34 protein-coding genes are annotated in these 21,932 nt (G+C 56.2%); 1 reads left to right on the forward strand and 33 read right to left on the reverse strand.

Annotation, left to right across the window (positions count from 1 at the left end; genetic code table 11):
• The 3 genes from tam to BFQ04_RS00215 all read right to left on the reverse strand — a co-directional run bounded on the left by tam (position 1) and on the right by BFQ04_RS00215 (position 2,779).
• The gene (gene tam, locus BFQ04_RS00205) at positions 1 to 762 is read right to left on the reverse strand and encodes a trans-aconitate 2-methyltransferase (RefSeq protein WP_065949088.1); all 762 of its coding nucleotides are present in this window, start codon (positions 760 to 762) and stop codon (positions 1 to 3) included.
• A 97-nt stretch (positions 763 to 859) separates the two neighbouring features.
• Positions 860 to 1,375, reverse strand: coding sequence for a single-stranded DNA-binding protein (locus BFQ04_RS00210; RefSeq protein ID WP_003232445.1), 516 nt, complete (start codon positions 1,373 to 1,375; stop codon positions 860 to 862).
• Between the two features lie 9 nt (positions 1,376 to 1,384).
• Positions 1,385 to 2,779, reverse strand: a complete 1,395-nt coding sequence (locus BFQ04_RS00215) for an MFS transporter (RefSeq protein WP_065949089.1) — start codon at positions 2,777 to 2,779, stop codon at positions 1,385 to 1,387.
• 178 nt (positions 2,780 to 2,957) lie between these two features.
• Here BFQ04_RS00215 and uvrA point away from each other — a divergent pair, with 178 nt between their 5' ends.
• Entirely contained in the window at positions 2,958 to 5,792 is a 2,835-nt protein-coding gene (uvrA, locus tag BFQ04_RS00220) for an excinuclease ABC subunit UvrA (RefSeq protein ID WP_065949090.1), read from the forward strand.
• Between the two features lie 65 nt (positions 5,793 to 5,857).
• On the opposite strand, the gene bfr is transcribed toward uvrA, so the two are convergent.
• The 30 genes from bfr to rpsJ all read right to left on the reverse strand — a co-directional run bounded on the left by bfr (position 5,858) and on the right by rpsJ (position 21,865).
• The gene (gene bfr / locus BFQ04_RS00225; protein WP_065930320.1) at positions 5,858 to 6,322 is read right to left on the reverse strand and encodes a bacterioferritin; all 465 of its coding nucleotides are present in this window, start codon (positions 6,320 to 6,322) and stop codon (positions 5,858 to 5,860) included.
• 155 nt (positions 6,323 to 6,477) lie between these two features.
• Positions 6,478 to 7,926, reverse strand: coding sequence for a catalase (locus BFQ04_RS00230; RefSeq protein WP_065949091.1), 1,449 nt, complete (start codon positions 7,924 to 7,926; stop codon positions 6,478 to 6,480).
• Positions 7,927 to 8,164: 238 nt separating this feature from the next.
• Positions 8,165 to 8,551: a 50S ribosomal protein L17 gene (gene rplQ, locus BFQ04_RS00235; RefSeq protein WP_007918448.1), complete on the reverse strand. Its 387-nt coding sequence runs from the start codon at positions 8,549 to 8,551 to the stop codon at positions 8,165 to 8,167.
• A 41-nt stretch (positions 8,552 to 8,592) separates the two neighbouring features.
• Complete coding sequence (rpoA, locus tag BFQ04_RS00240) at positions 8,593 to 9,594, reverse strand: DNA-directed RNA polymerase subunit alpha (protein ID WP_003176403.1); 1,002 nt, start codon at positions 9,592 to 9,594, stop codon at positions 8,593 to 8,595.
• A 22-nt stretch (positions 9,595 to 9,616) separates the two neighbouring features.
• On the reverse strand, positions 9,617 to 10,237 hold the full coding sequence (gene rpsD, locus BFQ04_RS00245; RefSeq protein ID WP_003210056.1) for a 30S ribosomal protein S4: 621 nt from the start codon (positions 10,235 to 10,237) through the stop codon (positions 9,617 to 9,619).
• Between the two features lie 18 nt (positions 10,238 to 10,255).
• Positions 10,256 to 10,645 carry a 30S ribosomal protein S11 gene (gene rpsK / locus BFQ04_RS00250; protein WP_002555466.1) on the reverse strand — a complete coding sequence of 130 codons (390 nt, stop codon included), beginning with the start codon at positions 10,643 to 10,645 and terminating at the stop codon, positions 10,256 to 10,258.
• Positions 10,646 to 10,675: 30 nt separating this feature from the next.
• The gene (gene rpsM / locus BFQ04_RS00255; protein WP_003210063.1) at positions 10,676 to 11,032 is read right to left on the reverse strand and encodes a 30S ribosomal protein S13; all 357 of its coding nucleotides are present in this window, start codon (positions 11,030 to 11,032) and stop codon (positions 10,676 to 10,678) included.
• A gap of 129 nt (positions 11,033 to 11,161) precedes the next feature.
• Positions 11,162 to 11,278 carry a 50S ribosomal protein L36 gene (gene rpmJ / locus BFQ04_RS28120; protein WP_002555468.1) on the reverse strand — a complete coding sequence of 39 codons (117 nt, stop codon included), beginning with the start codon at positions 11,276 to 11,278 and terminating at the stop codon, positions 11,162 to 11,164.
• Between the two features lie 28 nt (positions 11,279 to 11,306).
• On the reverse strand, positions 11,307 to 12,635 hold the full coding sequence (secY, locus tag BFQ04_RS00260) for a preprotein translocase subunit SecY (protein WP_003194637.1): 1,329 nt from the start codon (positions 12,633 to 12,635) through the stop codon (positions 11,307 to 11,309).
• A complete protein-coding gene (gene rplO / locus BFQ04_RS00265; protein WP_003176407.1) occupies positions 12,636 to 13,073 on the reverse strand; it encodes a 50S ribosomal protein L15 in 438 nt (145 codons plus the stop codon).
• 3 nt (positions 13,074 to 13,076) lie between these two features.
• Entirely contained in the window at positions 13,077 to 13,253 is a 177-nt protein-coding gene (gene rpmD, locus BFQ04_RS00270) for a 50S ribosomal protein L30 (RefSeq protein ID WP_003176408.1), read from the reverse strand.
• Positions 13,254 to 13,255: 2 nt separating this feature from the next.
• A complete protein-coding gene (gene rpsE, locus BFQ04_RS00275) occupies positions 13,256 to 13,756 on the reverse strand; it encodes a 30S ribosomal protein S5 (RefSeq protein ID WP_003176409.1) in 501 nt (166 codons plus the stop codon).
• 3 nt (positions 13,757 to 13,759) lie between these two features.
• Positions 13,760 to 14,110, reverse strand: coding sequence for a 50S ribosomal protein L18 (gene rplR, locus BFQ04_RS00280; RefSeq protein ID WP_017135964.1), 351 nt, complete (start codon positions 14,108 to 14,110; stop codon positions 13,760 to 13,762).
• A gap of 10 nt (positions 14,111 to 14,120) precedes the next feature.
• Complete coding sequence (rplF, locus tag BFQ04_RS00285) at positions 14,121 to 14,654, reverse strand: 50S ribosomal protein L6 (protein WP_003176412.1); 534 nt, start codon at positions 14,652 to 14,654, stop codon at positions 14,121 to 14,123.
• Positions 14,655 to 14,666: 12 nt separating this feature from the next.
• A complete protein-coding gene (rpsH, locus tag BFQ04_RS00290) occupies positions 14,667 to 15,059 on the reverse strand; it encodes a 30S ribosomal protein S8 (protein ID WP_003176413.1) in 393 nt (130 codons plus the stop codon).
• Between the two features lie 208 nt (positions 15,060 to 15,267).
• On the reverse strand, positions 15,268 to 15,573 hold the full coding sequence (gene rpsN / locus BFQ04_RS00295; protein WP_003176414.1) for a 30S ribosomal protein S14: 306 nt from the start codon (positions 15,571 to 15,573) through the stop codon (positions 15,268 to 15,270).
• A gap of 13 nt (positions 15,574 to 15,586) precedes the next feature.
• Positions 15,587 to 16,126 (reverse strand): 50S ribosomal protein L5, encoded by a 540-nt coding sequence (gene rplE, locus BFQ04_RS00300; RefSeq protein ID WP_003176415.1) that lies wholly within the window; start codon positions 16,124 to 16,126, stop codon positions 15,587 to 15,589.
• A gap of 20 nt (positions 16,127 to 16,146) precedes the next feature.
• On the reverse strand, positions 16,147 to 16,461 hold the full coding sequence (gene rplX, locus BFQ04_RS00305; RefSeq protein ID WP_008081905.1) for a 50S ribosomal protein L24: 315 nt from the start codon (positions 16,459 to 16,461) through the stop codon (positions 16,147 to 16,149).
• 11 nt (positions 16,462 to 16,472) lie between these two features.
• Positions 16,473 to 16,841, reverse strand: coding sequence for a 50S ribosomal protein L14 (rplN, locus tag BFQ04_RS00310; RefSeq protein ID WP_002555479.1), 369 nt, complete (start codon positions 16,839 to 16,841; stop codon positions 16,473 to 16,475).
• Positions 16,842 to 16,864: 23 nt separating this feature from the next.
• Positions 16,865 to 17,131 (reverse strand): 30S ribosomal protein S17, encoded by a 267-nt coding sequence (gene rpsQ / locus BFQ04_RS00315; protein ID WP_003176419.1) that lies wholly within the window; start codon positions 17,129 to 17,131, stop codon positions 16,865 to 16,867.
• A 2-nt stretch (positions 17,132 to 17,133) separates the two neighbouring features.
• Positions 17,134 to 17,325, reverse strand: coding sequence for a 50S ribosomal protein L29 (rpmC, locus tag BFQ04_RS00320; RefSeq protein WP_002555481.1), 192 nt, complete (start codon positions 17,323 to 17,325; stop codon positions 17,134 to 17,136).
• Positions 17,325 to 17,738, reverse strand: a complete 414-nt coding sequence (gene rplP / locus BFQ04_RS00325; protein ID WP_003176421.1) for a 50S ribosomal protein L16 — start codon at positions 17,736 to 17,738, stop codon at positions 17,325 to 17,327. Before rplP ends, rpmC begins: the two co-directional genes overlap by 1 nt.
• A gap of 12 nt (positions 17,739 to 17,750) precedes the next feature.
• Positions 17,751 to 18,437: a 30S ribosomal protein S3 gene (gene rpsC, locus BFQ04_RS00330; protein ID WP_003176422.1), complete on the reverse strand. Its 687-nt coding sequence runs from the start codon at positions 18,435 to 18,437 to the stop codon at positions 17,751 to 17,753.
• A gap of 13 nt (positions 18,438 to 18,450) precedes the next feature.
• Positions 18,451 to 18,783, reverse strand: coding sequence for a 50S ribosomal protein L22 (gene rplV / locus BFQ04_RS00335; protein WP_003103908.1), 333 nt, complete (start codon positions 18,781 to 18,783; stop codon positions 18,451 to 18,453).
• A gap of 11 nt (positions 18,784 to 18,794) precedes the next feature.
• Positions 18,795 to 19,070, reverse strand: a complete 276-nt coding sequence (gene rpsS / locus BFQ04_RS00340; RefSeq protein WP_002555486.1) for a 30S ribosomal protein S19 — start codon at positions 19,068 to 19,070, stop codon at positions 18,795 to 18,797.
• Between the two features lie 16 nt (positions 19,071 to 19,086).
• The gene (gene rplB / locus BFQ04_RS00345) at positions 19,087 to 19,911 is read right to left on the reverse strand and encodes a 50S ribosomal protein L2 (protein WP_003176423.1); all 825 of its coding nucleotides are present in this window, start codon (positions 19,909 to 19,911) and stop codon (positions 19,087 to 19,089) included.
• Between the two features lie 14 nt (positions 19,912 to 19,925).
• Positions 19,926 to 20,225, reverse strand: a complete 300-nt coding sequence (gene rplW, locus BFQ04_RS00350; protein WP_002555488.1) for a 50S ribosomal protein L23 — start codon at positions 20,223 to 20,225, stop codon at positions 19,926 to 19,928.
• Positions 20,222 to 20,824, reverse strand: a complete 603-nt coding sequence (gene rplD, locus BFQ04_RS00355; protein WP_003176424.1) for a 50S ribosomal protein L4 — start codon at positions 20,822 to 20,824, stop codon at positions 20,222 to 20,224. The genes rplW and rplD overlap by 4 nt, the downstream gene beginning before the upstream one ends.
• A 12-nt stretch (positions 20,825 to 20,836) precedes the next feature.
• Positions 20,837 to 21,472 carry a 50S ribosomal protein L3 gene (rplC, locus tag BFQ04_RS00360; protein ID WP_003194649.1) on the reverse strand — a complete coding sequence of 212 codons (636 nt, stop codon included), beginning with the start codon at positions 21,470 to 21,472 and terminating at the stop codon, positions 20,837 to 20,839.
• Positions 21,473 to 21,553: 81 nt separating this feature from the next.
• Entirely contained in the window at positions 21,554 to 21,865 is a 312-nt protein-coding gene (rpsJ, locus tag BFQ04_RS00365) for a 30S ribosomal protein S10 (protein WP_003186070.1), read from the reverse strand.
• Between the last annotated feature and the right edge of the window lie 67 nt (positions 21,866 to 21,932).

The following is a 21,932-nucleotide window of genomic DNA, read 5'->3' on the forward strand; positions in this document are numbered from 1 at the left end:
TCAGCGTGTGGCGATGATAAACAGGCGCGGGAATGGCAGCAGTACCGTGCCATCCGCCAGGGCTGGATAAGCCTGGATGATCCGTGCCTGGTACGCCTGCAGGAAAGCGGCTTTTTCGTCGTCGTTCAGTGGCGCCAGGAAAGGCCGCAGCGCTGAACCCTTGAACCACTCCACCACTGCCCCGTGATCTGCCAACGGGTGGTGGTAGGTGGTACGCCAGACATCGACGGTGCTGCAATGCCGGTTCAGCAGTTCGAAGTAATAGCTCGCCGAATGCCGCTCGTTATGCTTGACCGCGCCGATCTTCGCGGCCCATGGCCCCTGCGCTGCGACCTCACGGGCGAGCCGGTGGGCAGGCTCGTCGAGGTTGTCCGGCGTCTGTACCGCCAGCGTGCCACTGGGTGTCAGTTGGTTGACCAAGTGCGGATAGAGCGTGGCGTGGTCAGGCAACCATTGCAGGGAAGCATTGGCGAGAATCACGTCAAACCGCTGCGCCGGACGCCAGGCGCCGATATCCGCCAGTTCGAAGCTCAAGGCCGGCAGGCGCTTGCGGGCGTCACGCAGCATGTCATCGGAGCTGTCCATGCCGGTAATGTGGGCGTGTGGAAAGCGTTCGGCCAACACTTGGGTGGAATTGCCGGGGCCACACCCTAAATCGACGGCCGTGCCCACATCGGTATTGGGAATCGCGGCCACCAGATCGCGGACGGGGCGGGTGCGCTGCTGCTCGAACATCGTGTACTGCTTGGCGGACCAGGTCATCGGGGTTTCTCCTTCTCTTGGTGGTTAAGCATCGCCCATAAAAAAACCCCGAAGCCAGGGCTATCGGGGTTTTTTTTGGGTTCTGGGGTTTTAAACCCTAGAACGGGATATCGTCATCAAAGCTGTCGAAATCCGGAGCCGGCTGCGGGGCGGCCTGTTGTGGCGCGGGACGCGACTCACGCTGAGGCTGCTGGCTTGGCTGCGGACGCGATTGCTGTGGACGCGGTGCCGAGTTGGACATGCCGCCCTGGCCCTGTTGGTCGCCCTGTGGACGGCCGCCCAGCAATTGCATGGTGCCTTGCATGTCGACCACGATTTCAGTGGTGTAACGCTTGATGCCGTCTTTTTCCCACTCGCGGGTTTGCAGTTTGCCTTCGATGTAGACCTGCGAACCTTTGCGCAGGTACTCACCGGCGATCTCGGCCACTTTGCCGAACATCGACACGCGGTGCCATTCGGTTTTCTCGACCTTCTGGCCAGTCTGCTTGTCGGTCCACTGTTCGCTGGTCGCCAGACTCAGGTTGGTCACGGCGTTACCGTTAGGCAGGTAGCGAACTTCGGGATCCTGGCCGCATGTACCGACCAATATGACTTTGTTAACCCCACGGGCCATAACGTTCTCCTAGGCTGGGCGCGCTGTCGGCACTGGGTTGACCAGGTGCTCGAGCGTCGCGCGATCCAATAATTCGGTGTCCAATTTGATGTAAATCGCAGCTTCTTCTGCGACCACTACTGCGTCCGTTACTCCAACGACGGCCTTCAGGCGCTCGGCCAAGCCAGCTTCGCGCATCGCTTCAGGCGATAACGGCAGGCGTAGGCTCGTCACATACGGAGGTTCGCGCATGGTAACAGCAAAGACCAGCCAAAGTGCAGCCAGCCCGGCGCATCCGAGGAACACAACCGACAAACCGCCATGCTGGAACATCCAGCCGCCCAGGATTCCGCCCAGCGCCGAACCGAGGAACTGGCTGGTGGAATAAACGCCCATTGCCGTGCCCTTGCCGCCAGCCGGTGAAACTTTGCTGATCAGCGACGGCAATGACGCCTCCAGCAGGTTGAACGCGGTGAAGAACACCACCGTGCCGACCACCAGCGCCCGCAAGCTGTCGCCGAACTGCCAGAAGAATAGTTCAGTGAGCATCAATGTCGCGACGGCGCCGAGCAGAACTCGTTTCATTTTGCGTTTCTTCTCGCCGTAGATGATGAACGGAATCATGGCGAAGAACGAAATCAACAGTGCGGTAAGGTAGACCCACCAGTGCTGCTCCTTGGGCAAACCGGCTTTCTGCACCAGCGCCAGGGGCAAGGCGACGAAGCTGCACATCAGCATTGCGTGCAACACGAAGATACCTAAATCCAGGCGCAGCAGGTCCGGATGCTTGAGCGTCGGCAACAGCGCCTTGCGCGCGACGCCGGACTCACGGTGCTGCAGCGTGCCGGTCGAGCGCGGCACCATGAAGGCCACGATCACGATCCCGAACAACGCCATGCCGCCGGTGGCCAGGAACAACCCGTGCAGGCCGAAGGCGCGAGTCAGCAGCGGGCCGACCACCATCGCCACGGCAAACGACAAACCAATGGTCATGCCGATCATGGCCATGGCCTTGGTGCGATGTTGTTCGCGGGTAAGGTCCGACAGCAAGGCCATCACCGCAGCGGAAATCGCCCCGGCGCCTTGCAGGATCCGTCCGGCGATCACGCCCCAGATCGAATCGGACTGCGCCGCGAGCACACTGCCGAGGGCGAACACGATCAACCCCAGGTAAATCACCGGGCGACGGCCAATACGGTCGGAAATGATGCCGAAGGGTATCTGGAAGATCGCCTGGGTCAGGCCATAGGCGCCAATCGCCAGGCCGATCAATGCGGGGGTCGCGCCTGCGAGATCCATTCCATAGGTCGCCAGCACCGGCAACACCATAAACATGCCCAGCATACGGAAGGCGAACACCAGGGCCAGACCGCTTGCCGCTCGGGTCTCGCCGCTACTCATGCGTTCGCTGTGGGGATCGTGCATGGAAAAACCTCGTGTGAACCGGCGGCGATTCTACCAGTCCCATCGATTGAGAGGGTATATGCGGCGCTTTGCCGCGCAGCTTTCATGTAAGGCTGCAAGCGGCCTTTTGACAGTGTATATTCATCCAGTCTTTAGCCGTATACTCCGGCATTATTTACGCCCGCCGTGCGAGGCCATCTTGGACAAGATCCTGATTCGTGGGGCTAGAACCCACAACCTGAAGAACATCGACCTGACCCTGCCCCGGGACAAACTGATCGTCATCACCGGCCTGTCCGGTTCGGGCAAATCGTCCCTGGCGTTCGATACGCTGTATGCCGAAGGCCAGCGGCGCTATGTGGAATCGCTGTCGGCCTATGCCCGGCAGTTCCTGTCCATGATGGAAAAGCCCGACGTCGACACCATCGAAGGTTTGTCGCCGGCCATTTCCATCGAGCAGAAATCGACGTCCCATAACCCGCGCTCCACCGTGGGCACCATTACCGAAATCTACGATTACCTGCGTCTGCTGTATGCACGCGTGGGTATTCCGCGCTGCCCGGACCACGATATTCCGTTGGAAGCCCAGACCGTCAGCCAGATGGTTGACCTGGTGCTGGCCCAGCCGGAAGGCGCCAAGCTGATGCTGCTGGCGCCCGTCATCCGCGAGCGCAAGGGTGAACATCTGTCGGTCTTTGAAGAGTTGCGGGCGCAAGGTTTCGTGCGCGCTCGCATCAACGGCAAGCTTTATGAGCTGGATGAAGCGCCGAAGCTCGACAAGCAGAAGAAGCATTCCATCGACGTGGTGGTTGACCGTTTCAAGGTGCGTGCCGATCTGCAGCAACGCCTGGCGGAATCCTTCGAGACCGCGTTGAAACTGGCCGACGGTATTGCCCTGGTCGCGCCGATGGACGATGAGCCGGGCGAAGAGATCATCTTCTCCGCACGTTTTGCCTGCCCGATCTGCGGCCATGCCATCAGCGAGCTGGAACCCAAGCTGTTTTCCTTCAACAACCCGGCCGGCGCCTGCCCGACCTGTGACGGCCTGGGCGTCAAGCAGTTCTTCGACATCAAACGCCTGGTCAATGGCGACCTGACGCTGGCGGAGGGGGCGATTCGTGGCTGGGACAGGCGCAACGTCTACTACTTCCAGATGCTGGGGTCGTTGGCGTCGCACTACAAGTTCAGCCTCGAAGTGCCGTTCAACCAACTGCCGGCGGACCAGCAGAAGGTCATCCTCAACGGCAGCGGCTCGCAGAACGTCGACTTCAAGTATCTGAACGACCGTGGTGACATCGTCAAGCGTTCCCACCCGTTCGAAGGCATCGTGCCGAACCTTGAGCGCCGTTACCGCGAGACGGAATCGGCCAGTGTGCGTGAAGAACTGGCGAAATTCCTCAGCACCCAACCTTGCCCTGATTGCCGTGGCACTCGCCTGCGCCGTGAAGCGCGGCATGTGTGGGTTGGCGAGAAGACATTGCCGGCGGTGACCAACCTGCCAATCGGCGATGCCTGTGAGTACTTTGGTGTGCTCAAGCTGACCGGCCGTCGTGGGGAGATTGCCGACAAGATCCTCAAGGAAATCCGCGAGCGTTTGCAGTTCCTGGTCAACGTTGGCCTGGATTATCTGTCCCTGGACCGCAGCGCCGATACCCTGTCGGGCGGCGAGGCCCAGCGGATTCGCCTGGCCAGCCAGATCGGCGCGGGACTGGTGGGCGTGTTGTACATCCTCGATGAGCCATCAATCGGCTTGCATCAACGCGACAACGATCGCCTGCTGGGTACGCTGAAACACCTGCGGGATATCGGCAACACGGTGATTGTGGTCGAGCACGACGAGGACGCCATTCGCCTGGCGGATTACGTCGTCGATATCGGCCCGGGGGCTGGCGTACATGGCGGGCATATTGTTGCCGAAGGTACGCCTGCCGAGGTGATGGCTCACCCGGACTCCCTGACCGGTAAATACCTGTCTGGCCGGGTAAAAATCCAGGTGCCGGCCAAGCGCACGCCGCGCAACAAGAAGATGGCGTTGCACCTCAAGGGCGCTCGTGGCAACAACTTGCGCAATGTGGATCTGGAAATACCCCTGGGCCTGCTGACCTGTGTGACCGGGGTGTCCGGCTCGGGCAAGTCGACGCTGATCAACAACACGTTGTTCCCCCTCAGTGCTACCGCACTGAACGGCGCCACCACCCTGGAAGCAGCGGGCCACGACAGCATCAAGGGCCTGGAGCATCTGGACAAGGTGGTCGACATCGACCAGAGCCCGATTGGCCGTACGCCGCGGTCCAACCCTGCGACTTACACCGGGCTGTTCACGCCGATTCGCGAGTTGTTCGCCGGTGTTCCGGAGTCCCGCTCACGCGGCTACGGGCCGGGCCGGTTCTCGTTCAACGTCAAGGGCGGCCGCTGTGAAGCCTGCCAGGGCGACGGTTTGATCAAGGTCGAGATGCACTTCCTGCCGGATATCTATGTGCCGTGCGACGTGTGCAAGAGCAAGCGCTATAACCGCGAAACCCTGGAAATCAAATACAAGGGCAAGAACATCCACGAAACCCTGGAGATGACCATCGAGGAAGCTCGGGTGTTCTTCGATGCGGTTCCGGCGTTGGCGCGCAAGCTGCAGACGTTGATGGATGTAGGCTTGTCTTATATCAAGCTGGGGCAGTCGGCGACCACGCTGTCGGGTGGTGAAGCGCAGCGGGTTAAACTGTCGCGTGAGTTGTCCAAACGGGATACGGGCAAAACCCTGTATATCCTTGATGAGCCAACCACTGGCCTGCACTTTGCCGATATTCAGCAACTGCTGGACGTACTGCATCGCTTGCGCGACCACGGTAATACAGTGGTGGTGATTGAACACAACCTGGATGTGATCAAGACCGCCGACTGGTTGGTCGACCTGGGACCGGAAGGCGGCTCCAAGGGCGGGCAGATCATTGCGGTCGGTACGCCGGAGCAAGTCGCCGAGATGTCGCAATCCCATACTGGCTACTACCTGAAGCCGCTGCTGGAGCGCGACCGGGCCTGATTTATCGGGCCCGATAAAAAGCCCCTGTCACCTCATCGGCGGCAGGGGCTTTTTCGTAGCCGGAATCAGAACTGCGATTGCAGGTAGTTTTCCAGGCCAATCAGCTTGATCAGACCCAACTGCTTTTCCAGCCAGTAGGTGTGATCTTCTTCGGTGTCATTCAACTGCACCCGCAGGATCTCGCGAGTGACATAGTCGTTGTGCTGCTCGCACAGCTCAATGCCCTTGCAGAGAGCGGCACGGACCTTGTATTCGAGACGAAGGTCGGCAGCGAGCATTTCCGGCACTGTGGTGCCCACATCCAAGTCGTCGGGACGCATGCGCGGCGTGCCTTCGAGCATGAGGATACGACGCATCAGTGCGTCAGCGTGCTGCGCCTCTTCTTCCATCTCATGGTTAATACGTTCATAGAGCTCGGTAAACCCCCAGTCTTCGTACATACGCGAATGGATGAAATATTGGTCACGAGCTGCCAGTTCGCCCGTCAGCAACGTGTTGAGGTAATCGATTACGTCGGGGTGACCTTGCATCGCCCTACATCTCCCTGCTTGAAAGTCTGTAGTTTGAACCATGCTGACCTGAAGGTCACGGGATCAACGGCAGAAAAGCGAAGATTTCCGGAGAAAAGTAGCTGAAATAACGCAAAAACCGCCCAAATGAGGGCGGTTCTGCTTATCGTTTAGAGTCAGTTAAGCGATACACCCAGTGCATTTGCGATTGCTTCTCCATAAGCGGGATCCGCTTTATAGAAATGCTGCAACTGACGCTGGACCACATCACTGGAAACACCGCCCATCGCGCCGGCAATGTTGCTGGTCAGCAGCGCTTTTTGCTCGTCATTCATCAAGCGGAACAGTGCACCGGCGTGGCTGTAGTAATCCGTGTCTTCGCGATGATCATAACGATCAGCTGCACCGCTCAAGGCCAGTGCAGGCTCAGCGTACTGTGGCGCCTGCTTTGGCGCATCCGCGTAGCTGTTTGGCTCATAGTTCGGCGCAGCGCCACCATTACTGCCAAAGGCCATCGAACCGTCACGCTGGTAGCTGTTGACCGGGTTCCGTGGAGCATTCACCGGCAGTTGCTGATGATTGGTGCCAACACGGTACCGGTGAGCATCTGCGTAGGCAAAGACTCGACCTTGCAGCATGCGGTCCGGCGACAGGCCAACGCCTGGAACCATGTTGCTTGGGCCGAAAGCGGCCTGTTCCACTTCGGCGAAATAGTTCTGCGGGTTGCGGTTGAGTTCCAGCTCGCCCACCTCGATCAGTGGGAATTCTTTTTGCGACCAGGTCTTGGTTACGTCAAACGGGTTTTCGTAGTGAGCGTTCGCTTGAGCCTCGGTCATGATCTGGATGCAAACGCGCCATTTCGGGAAATCACCACGCTCGATGGCGCCGAACAGATCGCGCTGGGCATAGTCTGGATCGGTACCCGCCAGGCGCGCGGCCTCAGCCGGTGCCAGGTTCTTGATGCCTTGCTGGGTCTTGTAGTGCCATTTCACCCAGTGACGCTCGCCTTTGGCATTGATCAGGCTGTAGGTGTGACTGCCGAAGCCGTGCATGTGGCGATAGCCATCGGGGATGCCACGGTCCGAGAACAGGATGGTGACCTGGTGCAGCGCCTCTGGGGAATGCGACCAGAAGTCCCACATCATCTGTGCGCTTTTCAGGTTGCTTTGCGGCAAGCGCTTTTGGGTGTGGATGAAATCCGGAAACTTCAGCGGATCACGGATGAAGAACACAGGCGTATTGTTGCCAACGATGTCCCAGTTGCCTTCCTCGGTGTAGAACTTCAAGGCGAAGCCGCGTGGGTCGCGCTCAGTGTCAGCGGAACCACGCTCACCTCCTACAGTGGAGAACCGCAGGAAGGTCGGGGTCTGCTTACCCACTGACTCGAACAGCTTGGCGCTGGTGTAGTGAGTAATGTCCTGGGTGACTGTGAACGTACCGTAGGCGCCCGAACCTTTGGCGTGTACACGGCGCTCTGGAATATTCTCACGATTGAAGTGAGCGAGCTTCTCGATCAGGTGAAAGTCGTCGAGCAGCAGCGGGCCACGAGGACCGGCGGAACGGGAATTCTGATTATCCGCAACGGGAGCGCCGCTGGCGGTGGTAAGGATTTTATTCTGGCTCATGCGCAATCTTCCTCAGGTGAGACTTGAAACTGCCGGCTAATCGGCTTGGTGGAAGTATTAATCAACAGCATGACACCCACAAATTTATTAAATTGCAGGCTTCAATAGAAAATTACTACCAAACAAACTGGCGTCCATCATGCCCACCGTCGCCTCGGGAAACTTGTACCTATCGCGCTTTTATGACGCGCACAAAAAACCGGGCACTAGGCCCGGTTCTTCGTTGCAGACTGTCGTCTTACTCGGCGCTTACAGCTTCGCCGGCAGTAGCACGATCAACCAACTCGACGTACGCCATAGGCGCGTTGTCGCCAGTGCGGAAGCCGCACTTGAGGATGCGCAGGTAGCCACCCTCACGGGTAGCGTAACGCTTGCCCAGGTCGTTGAAGAGCTTACCAACGATAGCTTTCGAACGAGTACGGTCGAAAGCCAGACGGCGGTTAGCCAGGCTGTCTGTCTTGGCCAAAGTGATCAGCGGCTCAGCAACGCGACGCAGTTCTTTAGCTTTCGGCAGTGTAGTTTTGATCAGCTCGTGCTCGAACAGCGACACCGCCATGTTTTGGAACATGGCCTTGCGGTGCGAGCTGGTACGGCTCAGGTGACGACCACTTTTACGATGACGCATGGTTCATTCCTTACCAAACTCACGTTCGGTGATTACGACGATCAGGCAGTCGCCTTGTCGTCCTTCTTAAGACTTGCAGGCGGCCAGTTGTCGAGGCGCATGCCGAGGGACAGACCGCGGGAGGCCAGAACGTCCTTGATTTCAGTCAAGGATTTCTTGCCCAGGTTCGGAGTCTTCAACAGTTCTACTTCGGTACGCTGAATCAGGTCACCGATGTAGTAAATGTTTTCCGCCTTAAGGCAGTTAGCCGAACGTACAGTCAGTTCCAGATCGTCAACCGGGCGAAGCAGGATCGGATCGATCTCGTCTTCCTGCTCGATTACCACTGGTTCGCTGTCACCTTTGAGGTCGACGAACGCAGCCAACTGCTGTTGCAGAATGGTTGCAGCGCGGCGGATAGCCTCTTCAGGATCCAGAGTACCGTTGGTTTCCAGATCAATAACCAGCTTGTCCAGGTTAGTACGCTGCTCGACACGGGCGTTTTCCACCACGTATGCGATACGGCGAACCGGGCTGAACGAAGAGTCAAGCTGCAAGCGACCAATGCTGCGGCTTTCGTCTTCATCGCTCTGACGCGAGTCGGCCGGTTCATAACCACGACCACGAGCTACAGTGAGCTTCATGTTCAGGGCGCCGTTAGACGCCAGGTTAGCGATTACGTGATCGGGATTAACGATCTCGACATCATGATCCAGCTGAATATCGGCAGCGGTAACCACCCCCGAACCCTTCTTCGACAAGGTCAGCGTAACTTCGTCACGGCCGTGCAGCTTGATAGCCAGACCTTTAAGGTTCAACAGGATTTCAATTACGTCTTCCTGTACACCTTCGATGGCGCTGTACTCGTGGAGCACACCGTCAATCTCGGCCTCGACTACTGCACAGCCGGGCATTGAGGACAACAGGATGCGGCGCAGCGCGTTGCCCAGGGTGTGGCCAAAACCACGCTCGAGAGGCTCGAGAGTAATTTTAGCGCGGGTTGGACTGACAACCTGCACATCAATGTGGCGGGGTGTCAGGAACTCATTTACCGAAATCTGCATGGATGCACCTATTTTCTAGCCCTTACTTGGAGTAGAGCTCGACAATCAGGCTTTCGTTGATGTCGGCGGACAGATCACTGCGAGCAGGAACGTTCTTGAAAACGCCCGACTTCTTCTCAGTGTCTACTTCTACCCATTCTACGCGGCCACGTTGGGCACACAGATCGAGAGCTTGGACAATGCGAAGTTGGTTTTTTGCTTTCTCGCGAATCGCGACCACGTCACCAGCACGAACCTGGTAAGACGGTACGTTAACGGTTTGGCCGTTTACGCTGACGGATTTGTGCGATACCAGCTGACGGGATTCGGCGCGAGTCGAACCAAAGCCCATACGGTATACAACGTTGTCCAGACGGCATTCGAGCAGTTGCAGCAGGTTTTCACCGGTTGCACCTTTCTTGCCAGCAGCTTCTTTGTAGTAGCCGCTGAACTGACGCTCGAGAACGCCGTAGATACGACGGACCTTCTGCTTTTCACGCAGTTGGGTGCCGTAATCGGACTGGCGACCGCGGCGTTGGCCGTGGATACCAGGTGCTGCTTCAATGTTGCACTTCGATTCGATCGCGCGCACGCCGCTCTTCAAGAAGAGATCGGTGCCTTCACGACGAGCGAGTTTGCATTTTGGACCAATGTAACGAGCCATTCTTTACAATCTCCTGGATTACACGCGGCGCTTCTTCGGCGGACGGCACCCGTTGTGCGGGATTGGCGTCACGTCGGTGATGCTGGCGATCTTATAGCCACAGCCGTTCAAAGCACGGACAGCAGACTCACGACCTGGACCTGGACCTTTGACGTTAACGTCGAGGTTTTTCAGGCCGTATTCCAGCGCAGCTTGACCAGCACGTTCAGCAGCTACTTGAGCAGCAAACGGGGTGGACTTGCGGGAACCGCGGAAACCCGAACCACCGGAGGTAGCCCAAGAAAGCGCGTTACCTTGACGGTCGGTGATGGTCACGATTGTGTTGTTAAAAGAAGCATGGATGTGGGCGATGCCATCAACCACTGTCTTTTTAACTTTTTTACGAGGACGAGCAGCAGGTTTTGCCATGATAATTTTCCTGTCGATTCGCGTGGGCGATTACTTGCGGATCGGCTTACGCGGACCTTTACGGGTACGCGCGTTAGTCTTGGTACGCTGACCGCGCACTGGAAGACCACGACGATGACGCAGACCACGGTAGCAACCGAGGTCCATCAAACGCTTGATTTTCATGTTGATTTCGCGACGCAGGTCACCTTCAGTGGTGAACTTCGCCACTTCGCCACGCAACAGCTCAATCTGCTCGTCGCTCAGATCCTTGATCTTTGCGGCTGGGTTTACCCCAGTGTCTGCGCAAATTTTCTGCGCAGTAGTGCGACCAACACCATAGATGTAGGTCAGCGAGATAACAGTGTGCTTGTTATCTGGAATGTTAACGCCTGCAATACGGGCCATTCAGTGGGACTCCAATTGACAGCTACCTACGCCCCGGAAGCCAAGAAATAGGGCGCGAGATAATATCGCTGTAATAACAAATAATCAACCCGGCAGCGCACTAGCTGCCGGGCTTCAAGCGGATCACACTCAGCCTTGGCGCTGTTTGTGACGCGGTTCCGCGCTGCAAATTACTCGAACAACACCTTCGCGGCGAATAATCTTGCAGTTGCGGCACAGCTTTTTCACCGATGCACGAACTTTCATCACCAACTCCTCGAACCTTATGGGGTACTCAGCGCAACATGCCGCTGCCGTAGCCCTTCAGGTTGGCTTTCTTCATCAGGGATTCGTACTGGTGCGAAACGAGGTGCGATTGTACTTGGGACATGAAGTCCATCACAACCACGACCACGATCAGCAACGAGGTCCCGCCAAGGTAGAACGGAACGTTTGCCGCAACCACCAGGAACTGGGGAAGCAAACACACGGCCGTCATATATAGAGCACCGAACAGGGTCAAACGAGTCAGAACGCCATCAATGTAGCGTGCAGACTGCTCACCCGGACGAATACCCGGAATAAAGGCACCGGACTTCTTCAGGTTTTCCGCTACGTCTTTCGGATTGAACATCAACGCCGTATAGAAGAAGCAGAAGAAAATAATCCCTGCACTAAACAGCAGAATATTCAACGGCTGACCAGGAGCGATCGACTGAGAGAGGTCCTGCAGCCAGCCCATATTTTCAGACTGACCAAACCAGGTACCCAACGAAGCCGGAAACAGCAAGATGCTGCTCGCGAAAATTGCCGGAATAACGCCGGCCATATTCACCTTCAGCGGCAAGTGGCTGGTCTGCGCAGCAAAGACCTTACGGCCCTGCTGACGCTTGGCGTAGTGAACAGCAATACGACGCTGACCACGCTCAATGAACACCACGAAACCGATAATCGCTACTGCCAGCAAACCGATGGCAACCAGGGCGAAGATATTGATATCACCCTGACGCGCAGACTCGAAAGACTGCCCAATTGCTCTCGGAAGACCGGCGACGATACCTGCGAAAATCAACATCGAGATACCGTTACCAACACCACGCTCAGTAATCTGCTCACCCAGCCACATCATGAACATCGCACCAGCCACAAACGTGGATACCGCGACGAAATGGAAGCCAAAGTCACCAGTGAACGCAACGCCCTGCCCTGCCAGGCCAACGGACATGCCGATAGCTTGAACCAGAGCGAGGACGACAGTGCCGTAGCGGGTGTACTGGCTAATCTTGCGACGGCCAGCTTCACCTTCCTTCTTCAACTGCTCCAGCTGCGGGCTGACGGCGGTCATCAGTTGCATGATGATCGATGCCGAAATGTACGGCATGATCCCCAGTGCAAAGATGCTCATCCGCTCCAGCGCGCCGCCGGAAAACATGTTGAACAAGCTAAGAATGGTCCCCTCATTCTGTCGAAACAGGTCTGCGAGTCGGTCCGGGTTGATACCTGGAACCGGGATGTGTGCGCCTATTCGGTAGACGATAATCGCCAGGAACAGAAAACGCAGACGAGCCCAAAGTTCAGACATACCGCCTTTGCCGAGCGCTGAGAGAGCACCTTGCTTAGCCATTTATTCCTCGAACTTGCCGCCAGCTGCTTCGATAGCCGAACGCGCACCTTTGGTGGCGCCGATTCCCTTGCCGATAGTGACAGCGCGAGTCACTTCACCGGACAGCATGATTTTCACACGCTGTACGTTGACGTTGATCACGTTGGCATCTTTCAGGGTCTGCACAGTAACGATGTCGCCTTCCACTTTAGCCAGCTCGGACAGACGCACTTCTGCGCGGTCCATGGCTTTCAGGGATACGAAACCGAACTTAGGCAGGCGACGATGCAGCGGCTGTTGACCGCCTTCAAAGCCTGGAGCAATGGTGCCACCGGAGCGGGAGGTCTGACCTTTGTGGCCACGGCCACCGGTCTTACCCAAACCACTACCGATACCACGGCCCGGACGATGCTTTTCGCGACGGGAACCCGGCGCTGGACTCAGATCATTGAGTTTCATCGATTAACCCTCTACACGCAGCATGTAGTAAGCCTTGTTGATCATCCCGCGATTCTCGGGAGTATCCTGGACTTCTACAGTGTGACCGATGCGACGCAGACCCAGACCTTTAACACACAGCTTGTGGTTAGGAATGCGGCCGGTCATGCTTTTGATCAGCGTTACTTTAACGGTAGCCATGATCAGAAGATCTCCTTCACAGTCAGGCCACGCTTGGCAGCGATGGACTCAGGAGATTGCATAGCTTTCAAACCTTTGAAAGTGGCGTGAACCACGTTTACCGGGTTAGTCGAGCCGTAGCACTTGGCCAGAACGTTCTGAACGCCAGCAACTTCGAGGACAGCACGCATAGCGCCGCCAGCGATGATACCGGTACCTTCAGAAGCAGGCTGCATGTACACCTTCGAAGCGCCATGGGCGGACTTCATTGCGTACTGCAGGGTAGTGCCGTTCAGATCAACCTGGATCATGTTGCGACGAGCAGCTTCCATTGCCTTCTGGATCGCGGCAGGCACTTCACGTGACTTGCCACGGCCGAAGCCAACACGCCCTTTACCATCACCCACCACGGTCAACGCGGTGAAAGTGAAGATACGGCCGCCTTTAACGGTTTTGGCTACGCGGTTAACTTGAACCAGCTTCTCAATGTAGCCTTCGTCGCGCTTTTGGTCGTTATTTGACATAACTTAGAACTCCAGCCCAGCTTCACGAGCAGCATCAGCCAGCGCTTTAACGCGGCCGTGGTACTTGAAGCCAGAGCGGTCGAAAGCCACTTGCGAGACGCCCACGGCCTTAGCACGTGTAGCGACCAGCTGGCCAACCTTAGTGGCCGCGTCGATGTTGCCGGTGGCACCATCACGCAGTTCTTTATCCAAAGTCGAGGCGCTTGCCAGGACTTTGTTGCCGTCGGCCGAGATGACCTGGGCGTAGATGTGCTGCGACGAGCGATACACGCAGAGACGCACGACTTCGAGTTCGTGCATTTTCAGGCGTGCTTTGCGAGCGCGACGCAGTCGAGTAACTTTTTTGTCGGTCATTTGCTATGCCCTACTTCTTCTTGGCTTCTTTACGACGGACGACTTCGTCCGCGTAGCGCACACCTTTGCCTTTGTACGGCTCTGGTGGACGGAAGTCGCGGATCTCAGCGGCCACCTGACCTACCAGCTGCTTATCGATGCCCTTGATCAGGATATCGGTTTGGCTAGGGGTCTCAGCGGTGATGCCTTCCGGCAGTTCGTAATCCACTGGGTGCGAGAAGCCAAGGGCCAGGTTCAAAACCGTGCCTTTTGCTTGCGCTTTGTAACCAACACCGACCAGCTGGAGCTTACGCTCGAAGCCTTGGCTTACGCCTTGGACCATGTTGTTTACCAACGCACGCGTGGTACCGGCCATTGCGCGAGTTTGTTGATCGCCATTGCGAGCAGCGAAACGCAGCTCACCAGCTTCTTCAACGATCTCAACGGACGAATGGATATTCAGTTCAAGAGTGCCCTTGGCACCCTTCACCGAAAGCTGTTGGCCTGCGAATTTGACTTCGACACCGGCTGGCAGCTTAACGGGGTTCTTAGCGACGCGAGACATGCTTATCCCCCCTTAGAACACAGTGCAAAGAACTTCGCCGCCGACACCGGCAGCGCGCGCAGCACGATCCGTCATCACACCTTTGTTGGTGGAGACGATAGACACGCCCAGACCGCCACGAACTTTCGGCAGATCTTCAGCGGACTTGTACTGACGCAGGCCTGGACGGCTAACGCGCTTCACTTCCTCGATGACCGAACGGCCTTCGAAGTATTTCAGCTCGATGGACAGCAGTGGCTTGATTTCGCTGCTGATCTGATAACCCGCAATGTAGCCTTCGTCTTTCAGGACTTTGGCAACAGCTACCTTCAACTTGGAAGATGGCATGCTTACGACGGACTTTTCAGCCATCTGGGCATTACGGATACGAGTTAGCATGTCCGCTAACGGGTCCTGCATACTCATGGGCTAGACGCTCCTAATACAAAAAAATTAGCCTTGCGGCTACATATGTCGCCGAGAATCTTCCGAGCGTAAAAAACACGGGCTCAGGCGAGCCGCGTATTTTAGACACAGTCCGGAAATGAAACAAGCCCCAAAAGGGGCTTGTTCCAGATTCAAGGCCACCGGCGGTCAGTATCTTGCGAACCCGACCACCCTGGCGTTGAAGTACTTACCAGCTGGCTTTAACCAGACCTGGTACGTCACCACGCATTGCCGCTTCACGCAGTTTGTTACGGCCGAGGCCGAACTTGCGGTAAACGCCGTGTGGACGACCGGTCAGGCGGCAGCGGTTACGCATGCGCGAGGCGCTTGCGTCACGTGGCTGCTTCTGCAGAGCAACTGTAGCTTCCCAACGCGCTTCTGGACTTGCGTTCAGATCAACGATGATTGCTTTCAGTGCTGCACGCTTCTTGGCGTACTTGGCAACCGTGAGCTGACGTTTCAGCTCGCGGTTTTTCATGCTCATCTTGGCCATGGTCCTACTCCAATCAGTTGCGGAACGGGAATTTGAAAGCACGCAACAGGGCGCGACCTTCATCATCGTTCTTGGCAGTGGTGGTCAGGGTGATGTCCAGACCGCGGAGAGCATCGATCTTGTCGTAGTCGATTTCCGGGAAGATGATCTGCTCTTTCACGCCCATGCTGTAGTTACCACGACCATCGAAGGACTTGGCATTCAGGCCGCGGAAGTCGCGAACCCGAGGCAGGGAGATCGACAGCAGACGATCCAGGAATTCATACATACGCTCACGGCGCAGAGTCACTTTGACGCCGATCGGCCAGCCTTCGCGGACTTTAAAGCCAGCGATGGATTTCCGAGCGTAAGTCACAACGACTTTTTGACCGGTGATCTTTTCCAGGTCAGCAACAGCGTGCTCGATGACTTTTTTGTCACCGACCGCTTCGCCCAAACCCATGTTCAGGGTGATTTTGGTAACGCGTGGAACTTCCATCACGTTCGAAAGCTTAAGTTCTTCCTTAAGTTTCGGTGCGATTTCTTTCCAGTAAATCTCTTTTAGTCGTGCCATGGTCTTCTACCTAGCAGTGTTCAAGCATCAACCGCTTTTTGGGTCGACTTGAAGACACGAATTTTCTTGCCATCTTCTACTTTGAAACCAACGCGGTCAGCCTTGTTGGTTTCGCCGTTGAAAATGGCGACGTTAGAAGCGTCCAGTGGAGCTTCTTTTTCGACGATACCGCCTTGCACGCCCGACATCGGGTTAGGCTTGGTATGACGCTTGACCAGGTTCAGACCACTGATAACCAGACGGTTATTAGCGAGAACCTTAAGCACCTTACCGCGCTTACCTTTGTCTTTGCCGGCGATCACGATGATCTCGTCGTCACGACGAATCTTTTGCATGTCGGATCTCCTTACAGCACTTCTGGGGCGAGCGAGACGATCTTCATGAACTTCTCAGTACGAAGTTCACGGGTCACTGGCCCAAAGATACGGGTGCCGATAGGCTCTTGCTTGTTGTTCAGAAGAACAGCAGCGTTGCCATCAAAGCGGATAATGGAGCCATCAGCACGACGTACGCCGTGACGAGTGCGGACTACAACAGCAGTCATCACTTGGCCTTTTTTCACTTTACCACGAGGAATTGCTTCCTTGACGGTCACTTTGATGATGTCACCGATACCAGCGTAACGACGATGGGAGCCACCCAGCACCTTGATGCACATAACGCGGCGAGCGCCGCTGTTATCGGCCACATCGAGCATGGATTGAGTCTGAATCATATAATTTCTCCGACCCCTAGTCCTTAGACTTCCACAGCGCGTTCGAGAACATCAACCAGCGCCCAAGACTTGGTCTTGGCCAGCGGACGAGTTTCACGAATAGTGACCTTGTCGCCGATGTGGCACTGATTGGTTTCGTCGTGCGCGTGCAGCTTAGTCGAACGCTTAACATATTTACCGTAGATCGGGTGCTTAACGCGACGCTCGATCAAAACGGTGATGGTTTTGTCCATCTTGTCGCTGACAACACGGCCAGTCAGCGTACGGACAGTCTTTTCGGCTTCAGCCATGATCACTTACCTGCCTGCTGGTTGAGCACAGTCTTCACGCGAGCAATGTCACGCTTAACTTGCGAGAGCAGATGAGACTGCCCCAACTGGCCAGTTGCTTTCTGCATACGCAGATTGAACTGGTCGCGCAGCAGGCCGAGCAGTTGCTCGTTCAGCTGCTGTGCGGATTTTTCACGAAGTTCATTCGCTTTCATCACATCACCGTCCGTTTAACAAAGGAGGTGGCGAGCGGCAGCTTTGCAGCAGCCAGGGCGAAAGCCTCACGCGCCAGCTCTTCAGAAACGCCCTCGATTTCATACAGGACTTTGCCTGGCTGAATCTGGGCTACCCAGTATTCCACGTTACCCTTACCTTTACCCATCCGAACCTCGAGAGGTTTTTTGGAGATCGGCTTGTCCGGGAATACACGGATCCAGATCTTGCCGCCACGTTTTACGTGACGGGTCAGAGCACGACGCGCTGACTCGATCTGACGAGCGGTGAGACGACCACGAGCTACAGACTTCAGCGCGAACTCGCCGAAGCTGACTTTGCTACCGCGCTGAGCCAGACCACGGTTGTGGCCTGTCATCTGCTTGCGGAACTTCGTACGCTTAGGTTGCAACATTTGGCGTACCCCTTACTTAGCAGCTTTTTTACGAGGCGCTGGTGCTTGTGGTTTCAGTTCTTCTTGGCGACCACCAATTACTTCGCCTTTGAAGATCCAAACCTTTACACCGATCACACCGTAGGTGGTGTGAGCTTCGTAGTTGGCATAGTCGATGTCGGCACGCAGGGTGTGCAGTGGCACACGACCTTCGCGATACCATTCAGTACGTGCGATTTCAGCACCGCCGAGACGACCGCTCACTTGGATTTTGATGCCTTTGGCACCAATGCGCATGGCGTTCTGTACAGCGCGCTTCATAGCGCGACGGAACATTACGCGACGCTCCAGCTGCTGAGCTACGCTCTGCGCAACCAGCATACCGTCGAGCTCCGGCTTGCGGATCTCTTCGATATTGATGTGCACAGGCACACCCATTTGCTTGGTCAGGTCCTGACGCAGTTTCTCAACATCTTCACCTTTCTTCCCGATAACGATACCTGGACGAGCAGTGTGGATGGTGATACGTGCGGTTTGCGCCGGGCGATGGATATCGATACGGCTTACGGACGCGCTTTTTAGTTTGTCTTGGAGATACTCACGCACCTTCAGATCAGCGAACAAATAGTCCGCATAAGTCCGGCCGTCTGCATACCAGACGGAGGTGTGTTCCTTGACGATTCCCAGGCGAATGCCAATGGGATGTACTTTCTGACCCATCTCTTCGACTCCGTTACTTGTCAGCAACCTTGACAGTGATATGGCAAGACCGCTTGACGATGCGATCAGCACGGCCTTTGGCACGTGGCATGATGCGCTTCAGCGAACGCCCTTCGTTGACGAAAACGGTGCTGACCTTCAGGTCATCAACGTCTGCGCCTTCGTTGTGCTCGGCGTTGGCTACGGCCGACTCCAGCACTTTCTTCATGATCTCGGCGGCTTTCTTACTGCTGAAAGCCAACAGGTTGAGCGCTTCGCCCACCTTCTTCCCGCGGATCTGGTCGGCGACCAAGCGGGCTTTCTGGGCGGAGATTCGAGCGCCCGACAACTTAGCGGCTACTTCCATTTCCTAACCCCTTAACGCTTGGCTTTCTTGTCTGCCACGTGCCCACGATAAGTGCGGGTACCGGCAAACTCGCCCAGTTTGTGGCCGACCATGTCTTCGTTAACGAGAACTGGGACGTGTTGACGACCGTTGTGTACTGCGATGGTCAGACCGACCATTTGTGGCAGGATCATCGAACGACGCGACCAGGTCTTAACTGGTTTGCGATCGTTCTTTTCCGCCGCCACTTCGATCTTCTTCAGTAGGTGAAGATCAATAAAAGGACCTTTTTTCAGAGAACGTGGCACTGTCGTATCCCTCTATTTACTTGCGACGACGGACGATCATTTTGTCGGTACGCTTATTACCACGAGTCTTCGCGCCCTTAGTCGGGAAGCCCCATGGCGATACCGGATGACGACCACCAGAGGTACGACCTTCACCACCACCGTGTGGGTGGTCAACCGGGTTCATGGCAACACCACGAACGGTTGGGCGAACGCCACGCCAGCGTTTGGCACCAGCTTTACCCAGCGAACGCAGGCTGTGCTCGGAGTTCGAGACTTCGCCCAGGGTCGCACGGCATTCAGCCAGCACTTTACGCATCTCACCAGAACGCAGACGCAGGGTCACGTAGACACCTTCACGAGCGATCAGCTGAGCCGAAGCACCAGCGGAACGAGCGATTTGCGCGCCTTTACCTGGCTTCAATTCGATGCCGTGTACGGTGCTACCAACTGGAATGTTGCGCAGTTGCAGAGCGTTGCCCGGCTTGATCGGTGCCAGGGCACCTGCGATCAGCTGGTCGCCAGCGCTCACGCCTTTAGGGGCGATGATGTAGCGACGCTCGCCATCTGCGTACAGCAGCAGAGCGATGTGAGCAGTACGGTTTGGATCGTATTCAATACGCTCGACAGTGGCGGAGATGCCATCTTTGTCGTTGCGACGGAAATCGACCAGACGATAATGCTGCTTATGGCCACCACCGATGTGACGAGTGGTAATGCGACCATTGTTGTTACGACCACCAGTCTTCGATTTTTTCTCGAGCAGCGGTGCGTGAGGAGCGCCTTTATGCAGCTCCTGATTGACCACCTTGACCACAAAACGGCGGCCAGGGGAAGTCGGTTTGCATTTAACGATTGCCATGATGCACCCCTTCCTTACTCAGCACTGCTGCTGAAATCGAGATCTTGGCCTGGCTGAAGGGAGATAACTGCCTTCTTCCAGTCATTACGCTTGCCCAGACCGCGAGCAGTGCGCTTGCTCTTACCCAGAACATTCAGGGTAGTAACACGCTCTACTTTCACGCTGAACAGGCTTTCGACGGCCTTCTTGATTTCCAGCTTGGTTGCGTCAGTTGCAACCTTGAAAACGAACTGGCCTTTCTTGTCAGCCAGAACCGTAGCCTTTTCGGAAACGTGCGGGCCAAGCAGAACTTTAAATACGCGTTCCTGGTTCATCCCAGCAGCTCCTCGAATTTCTTCACGGCCGACACGGTGATCAACACCTTGTCGTATGCGATCAGACTAACTGGATCGGAACCTTGCACGTCACGTACATCAACGTGTGGCAGGTTGCGAGCAGCCAGGTACAGGTTCTGATCAACAGCTTCAGACACGATCAAAACATCGGTCAGGCTCATGTTGTTCAGTTTGCCCAGCAGATCTTTGGTTTTTGGACTTTCAACAGCGAAGTCCTGAACCACGACCAGACGATCGGTACGCACGAGTTCAGCAAGGATGGAGCGCAGTGCTGCGCGGTACATCTTCTTGTTGAGCTTCTGCGAGTGATCCTGTGGACGAGCTGCGAAAGTGGTACCGCCGCCACGCCAGATTGGGCTACGGATAGTACCGGCACGAGCACGGCCAGTGCCTTTCTGACGCCAAGGGCGCTTACCGCCACCACGTACGTCGGAACGGGTCTTTTGCTGCTTGCTACCTTGACGGCCGCCGGCCATGTAGGCCACGACTGCTTGGTGAACGAGCGTCTCGTTGAATTCGCCGCCAAATGTCAGTTCGGAAACTTCGATCGCTTGAGCGTCATTTACATTTAATTGCATGTCAGCTTCCCCTTAACCGCGAGCCTTGGCCGCTGGACGTACAACCAGGTTGCCGCCAGTAGCGCCAGGAACAGCACCCTTGACCAACAACAGATTGCGTTCAGCGTCGACGCGCACTACTTCGAGGGACTGCACGGTCACGCGCTCAGCGCCCATATGACCGGACATTTTTTTGCCCTTGAATACACGACCAGGAGTCTGGCACTGGCCAATAGAGCCCGGGACGCGGTGGGAAACGGAGTTACCGTGAGTGTTGTCTTGACCACGGAAATTCCAACGCTTGATCGTACCCTGGAAGCCTTTACCCTTGGACTGACCGGTTACATCAACCAGTTGACCAGCGGCGAAGATTTCAGCGTTGATCAGATCGCCAGCCTGGTAGTCGCCGTCTTCAAGACGGAACTCCATGACGGTGCGACCAGCTGCAACGTTTGCTTTAGCGAAGTGACCTGCTTGAGCAGCAGTCACGCGCGAAGCACGACGCTCGCCGACAGTGACTTGCACTGCACGATAGCCATCGGTCTCTTCAGTTTTGAACTGGGTGACGCGATTCGGTTCGATCTCAATGACCGTGACCGGAATGGAGACACCTTCTTCGGTGAAAATACGGGTCATACCGCATTTACGACCGACTACACCAATAGTCATGTTGTAAACCTCATGAGTGTACGGGGCTTTCACCCGCTATGGCCGCCCATTTCAGAGCGTTACACGACTAAGACCCAAGTCTTAGCCGAGGCTGATCTGTACTTCCACACCGGCCGCCAGATCAAGCTTCATAAGTGCATCAACGGTTTTATCCGTTGGCTGGACGATGTCCAGTACGCGCTTATGAGTGCGGATCTCGTACTGGTCACGCGCGTCTTTGTTGACGTGCGGGGAGACCAGAACGGTGAACCGCTCTTTACGGGTAGGCAGTGGAATTGGACCACGCACTTGAGCACCAGTACGTTTCGCGGTTTCCACGATTTCCTGGGTGGATTGGTCGATCAGGCGATGGTCAAAAGCCTTCAACCTGATACGGATTTGCTGATTTTGCATTGGATTTCAGACTCCGGCTGCTATTCCCAGCGAGCGCAATACGCCCGTTAAAAGGAGGCGCAATTCT

Origin of the sequence: Pseudomonas sp. 37 R 15, from assembly GCF_900004865.1 — a bacterium.
GTDB classification, from domain to species: Bacteria; Pseudomonadota; Gammaproteobacteria; order Pseudomonadales; family Pseudomonadaceae; genus Aquipseudomonas; species Aquipseudomonas fluorescens_AM.

Excerpts from the sequence above, each read along its gene's own strand:
- BFQ04_RS00215 (WP_065949089.1), bottom strand. The coding sequence starts at position 2,779 with ATGCACGATCCCCACAGCGAACGCATGAGTAGCGGCGAGACCCGAGCG.
- rplX (WP_008081905.1), bottom strand. The coding sequence starts at position 16,461 with ATGCAAAAGATTCGTCGTGACGACGAGATCATCGTGATCGCCGGCAAA.
- rpsQ (WP_003176419.1), bottom strand. The coding sequence starts at position 17,131 with ATGGCTGAAGCCGAAAAGACTGTCCGTACGCTGACTGGCCGTGTTGTC.
- rpsD (WP_003210056.1), bottom strand. The coding sequence starts at position 10,237 with ATGGCTCGTTACATTGGTCCAAAATGCAAACTCGCTCGTCGTGAAGGC.
- rplC (WP_003194649.1), bottom strand. The coding sequence starts at position 21,472 with ATGACTATTGGTGTAGTCGGTCGTAAATGCGGTATGACCCGTATTTTC.
- rplE (WP_003176415.1), bottom strand. The coding sequence starts at position 16,126 with ATGGCACGACTAAAAGAGATTTACTGGAAAGAAATCGCACCGAAACTT.
- rpsM (WP_003210063.1), bottom strand. The coding sequence starts at position 11,032 with ATGGCCCGTATTGCAGGCGTTAACATTCCAGATAACAAGCACACTGTT.
- rpsE (WP_003176409.1), bottom strand. The coding sequence starts at position 13,756 with ATGTCAAATAACGACCAAAAGCGCGACGAAGGCTACATTGAGAAGCTG.
- rplR (WP_017135964.1), bottom strand. The coding sequence starts at position 14,110 with ATGACCGACAAAAAAGTTACTCGACTGCGTCGCGCTCGCAAAGCACGC.
- rplN (WP_002555479.1), bottom strand. The coding sequence starts at position 16,841 with ATGATTCAGACTCAATCCATGCTCGATGTGGCCGATAACAGCGGCGCT.
- BFQ04_RS00230 (WP_065949091.1), bottom strand. The coding sequence starts at position 7,926 with ATGAGCCAGAATAAAATCCTTACCACCGCCAGCGGCGCTCCCGTTGCG.
- rplB (WP_003176423.1), bottom strand. The coding sequence starts at position 19,911 with ATGGCAATCGTTAAATGCAAACCGACTTCCCCTGGCCGCCGTTTTGTG.
- rpsH (WP_003176413.1), bottom strand. The coding sequence starts at position 15,059 with ATGAGTATGCAGGACCCGTTAGCGGACATGCTAACTCGTATCCGTAAT.
- BFQ04_RS00210 (WP_003232445.1), bottom strand. The coding sequence starts at position 1,375 with ATGGCCCGTGGGGTTAACAAAGTCATATTGGTCGGTACATGCGGCCAG.
- rpoA (WP_003176403.1), bottom strand. The coding sequence starts at position 9,594 with ATGCAGATTTCGGTAAATGAGTTCCTGACACCCCGCCACATTGATGTG.
- rplW (WP_002555488.1), bottom strand. The coding sequence starts at position 20,225 with ATGAACCAGGAACGCGTATTTAAAGTTCTGCTTGGCCCGCACGTTTCC.
- rpsK (WP_002555466.1), bottom strand. The coding sequence starts at position 10,645 with ATGGCAAAACCTGCTGCTCGTCCTCGTAAAAAAGTTAAAAAGACAGTG.
- rpmC (WP_002555481.1), bottom strand. The coding sequence starts at position 17,325 with ATGAAAGCGAATGAACTTCGTGAAAAATCCGCACAGCAGCTGAACGAG.
- rpmD (WP_003176408.1), bottom strand. The coding sequence starts at position 13,253 with ATGGCTACCGTTAAAGTAACGCTGATCAAAAGCATGACCGGCCGCATT.
- rplV (WP_003103908.1), bottom strand. The coding sequence starts at position 18,783 with ATGGAAGTAGCCGCTAAGTTGTCGGGCGCTCGAATCTCCGCCCAGAAA.
- secY (WP_003194637.1), bottom strand. The coding sequence starts at position 12,635 with ATGGCTAAGCAAGGTGCTCTCTCAGCGCTCGGCAAAGGCGGTATGTCT.
- rplP (WP_003176421.1), bottom strand. The coding sequence starts at position 17,738 with ATGTTGCAACCTAAGCGTACGAAGTTCCGCAAGCAGATGACAGGCCAC.
- rpsN (WP_003176414.1), bottom strand. The coding sequence starts at position 15,573 with ATGGCCAAGATGAGCATGAAAAACCGCGAGCTGAAACGTCAGCTCACG.
- tam (WP_065949088.1), bottom strand. The coding sequence starts at position 762 with ATGACCTGGTCCGCCAAGCAGTACACGATGTTCGAGCAGCAGCGCACC.
- rpsC (WP_003176422.1), bottom strand. The coding sequence starts at position 18,437 with ATGGGTCAGAAAGTACATCCCATTGGCATTCGCCTGGGAATCGTCAAG.
- rplQ (WP_007918448.1), bottom strand. The coding sequence starts at position 8,551 with ATGCGTCATCGTAAAAGTGGTCGTCACCTGAGCCGTACCAGCTCGCAC.
- rpmJ (WP_002555468.1), bottom strand. The coding sequence starts at position 11,278 with ATGAAAGTTCGTGCATCGGTGAAAAAGCTGTGCCGCAACTGCAAGATT.
- rplD (WP_003176424.1), bottom strand. The coding sequence starts at position 20,824 with ATGCAATTAAATGTAAATGACGCTCAAGCGATCGAAGTTTCCGAACTG.
- rplO (WP_003176407.1), bottom strand. The coding sequence starts at position 13,073 with ATGAAACTCAATGATCTGAGTCCAGCGCCGGGTTCCCGTCGCGAAAAG.
- rpsJ (WP_003186070.1), bottom strand. The coding sequence starts at position 21,865 with ATGCAAAATCAGCAAATCCGTATCAGGTTGAAGGCTTTTGACCATCGC.
- rplF (WP_003176412.1), bottom strand. The coding sequence starts at position 14,654 with ATGTCTCGCGTCGCTAAGAACCCCGTTAAGCTGCCAGCCGGTGTCGAA.
- bfr (WP_065930320.1), bottom strand. The coding sequence starts at position 6,322 with ATGCAAGGTCACCCCGACGTAATCGATTACCTCAACACGTTGCTGACG.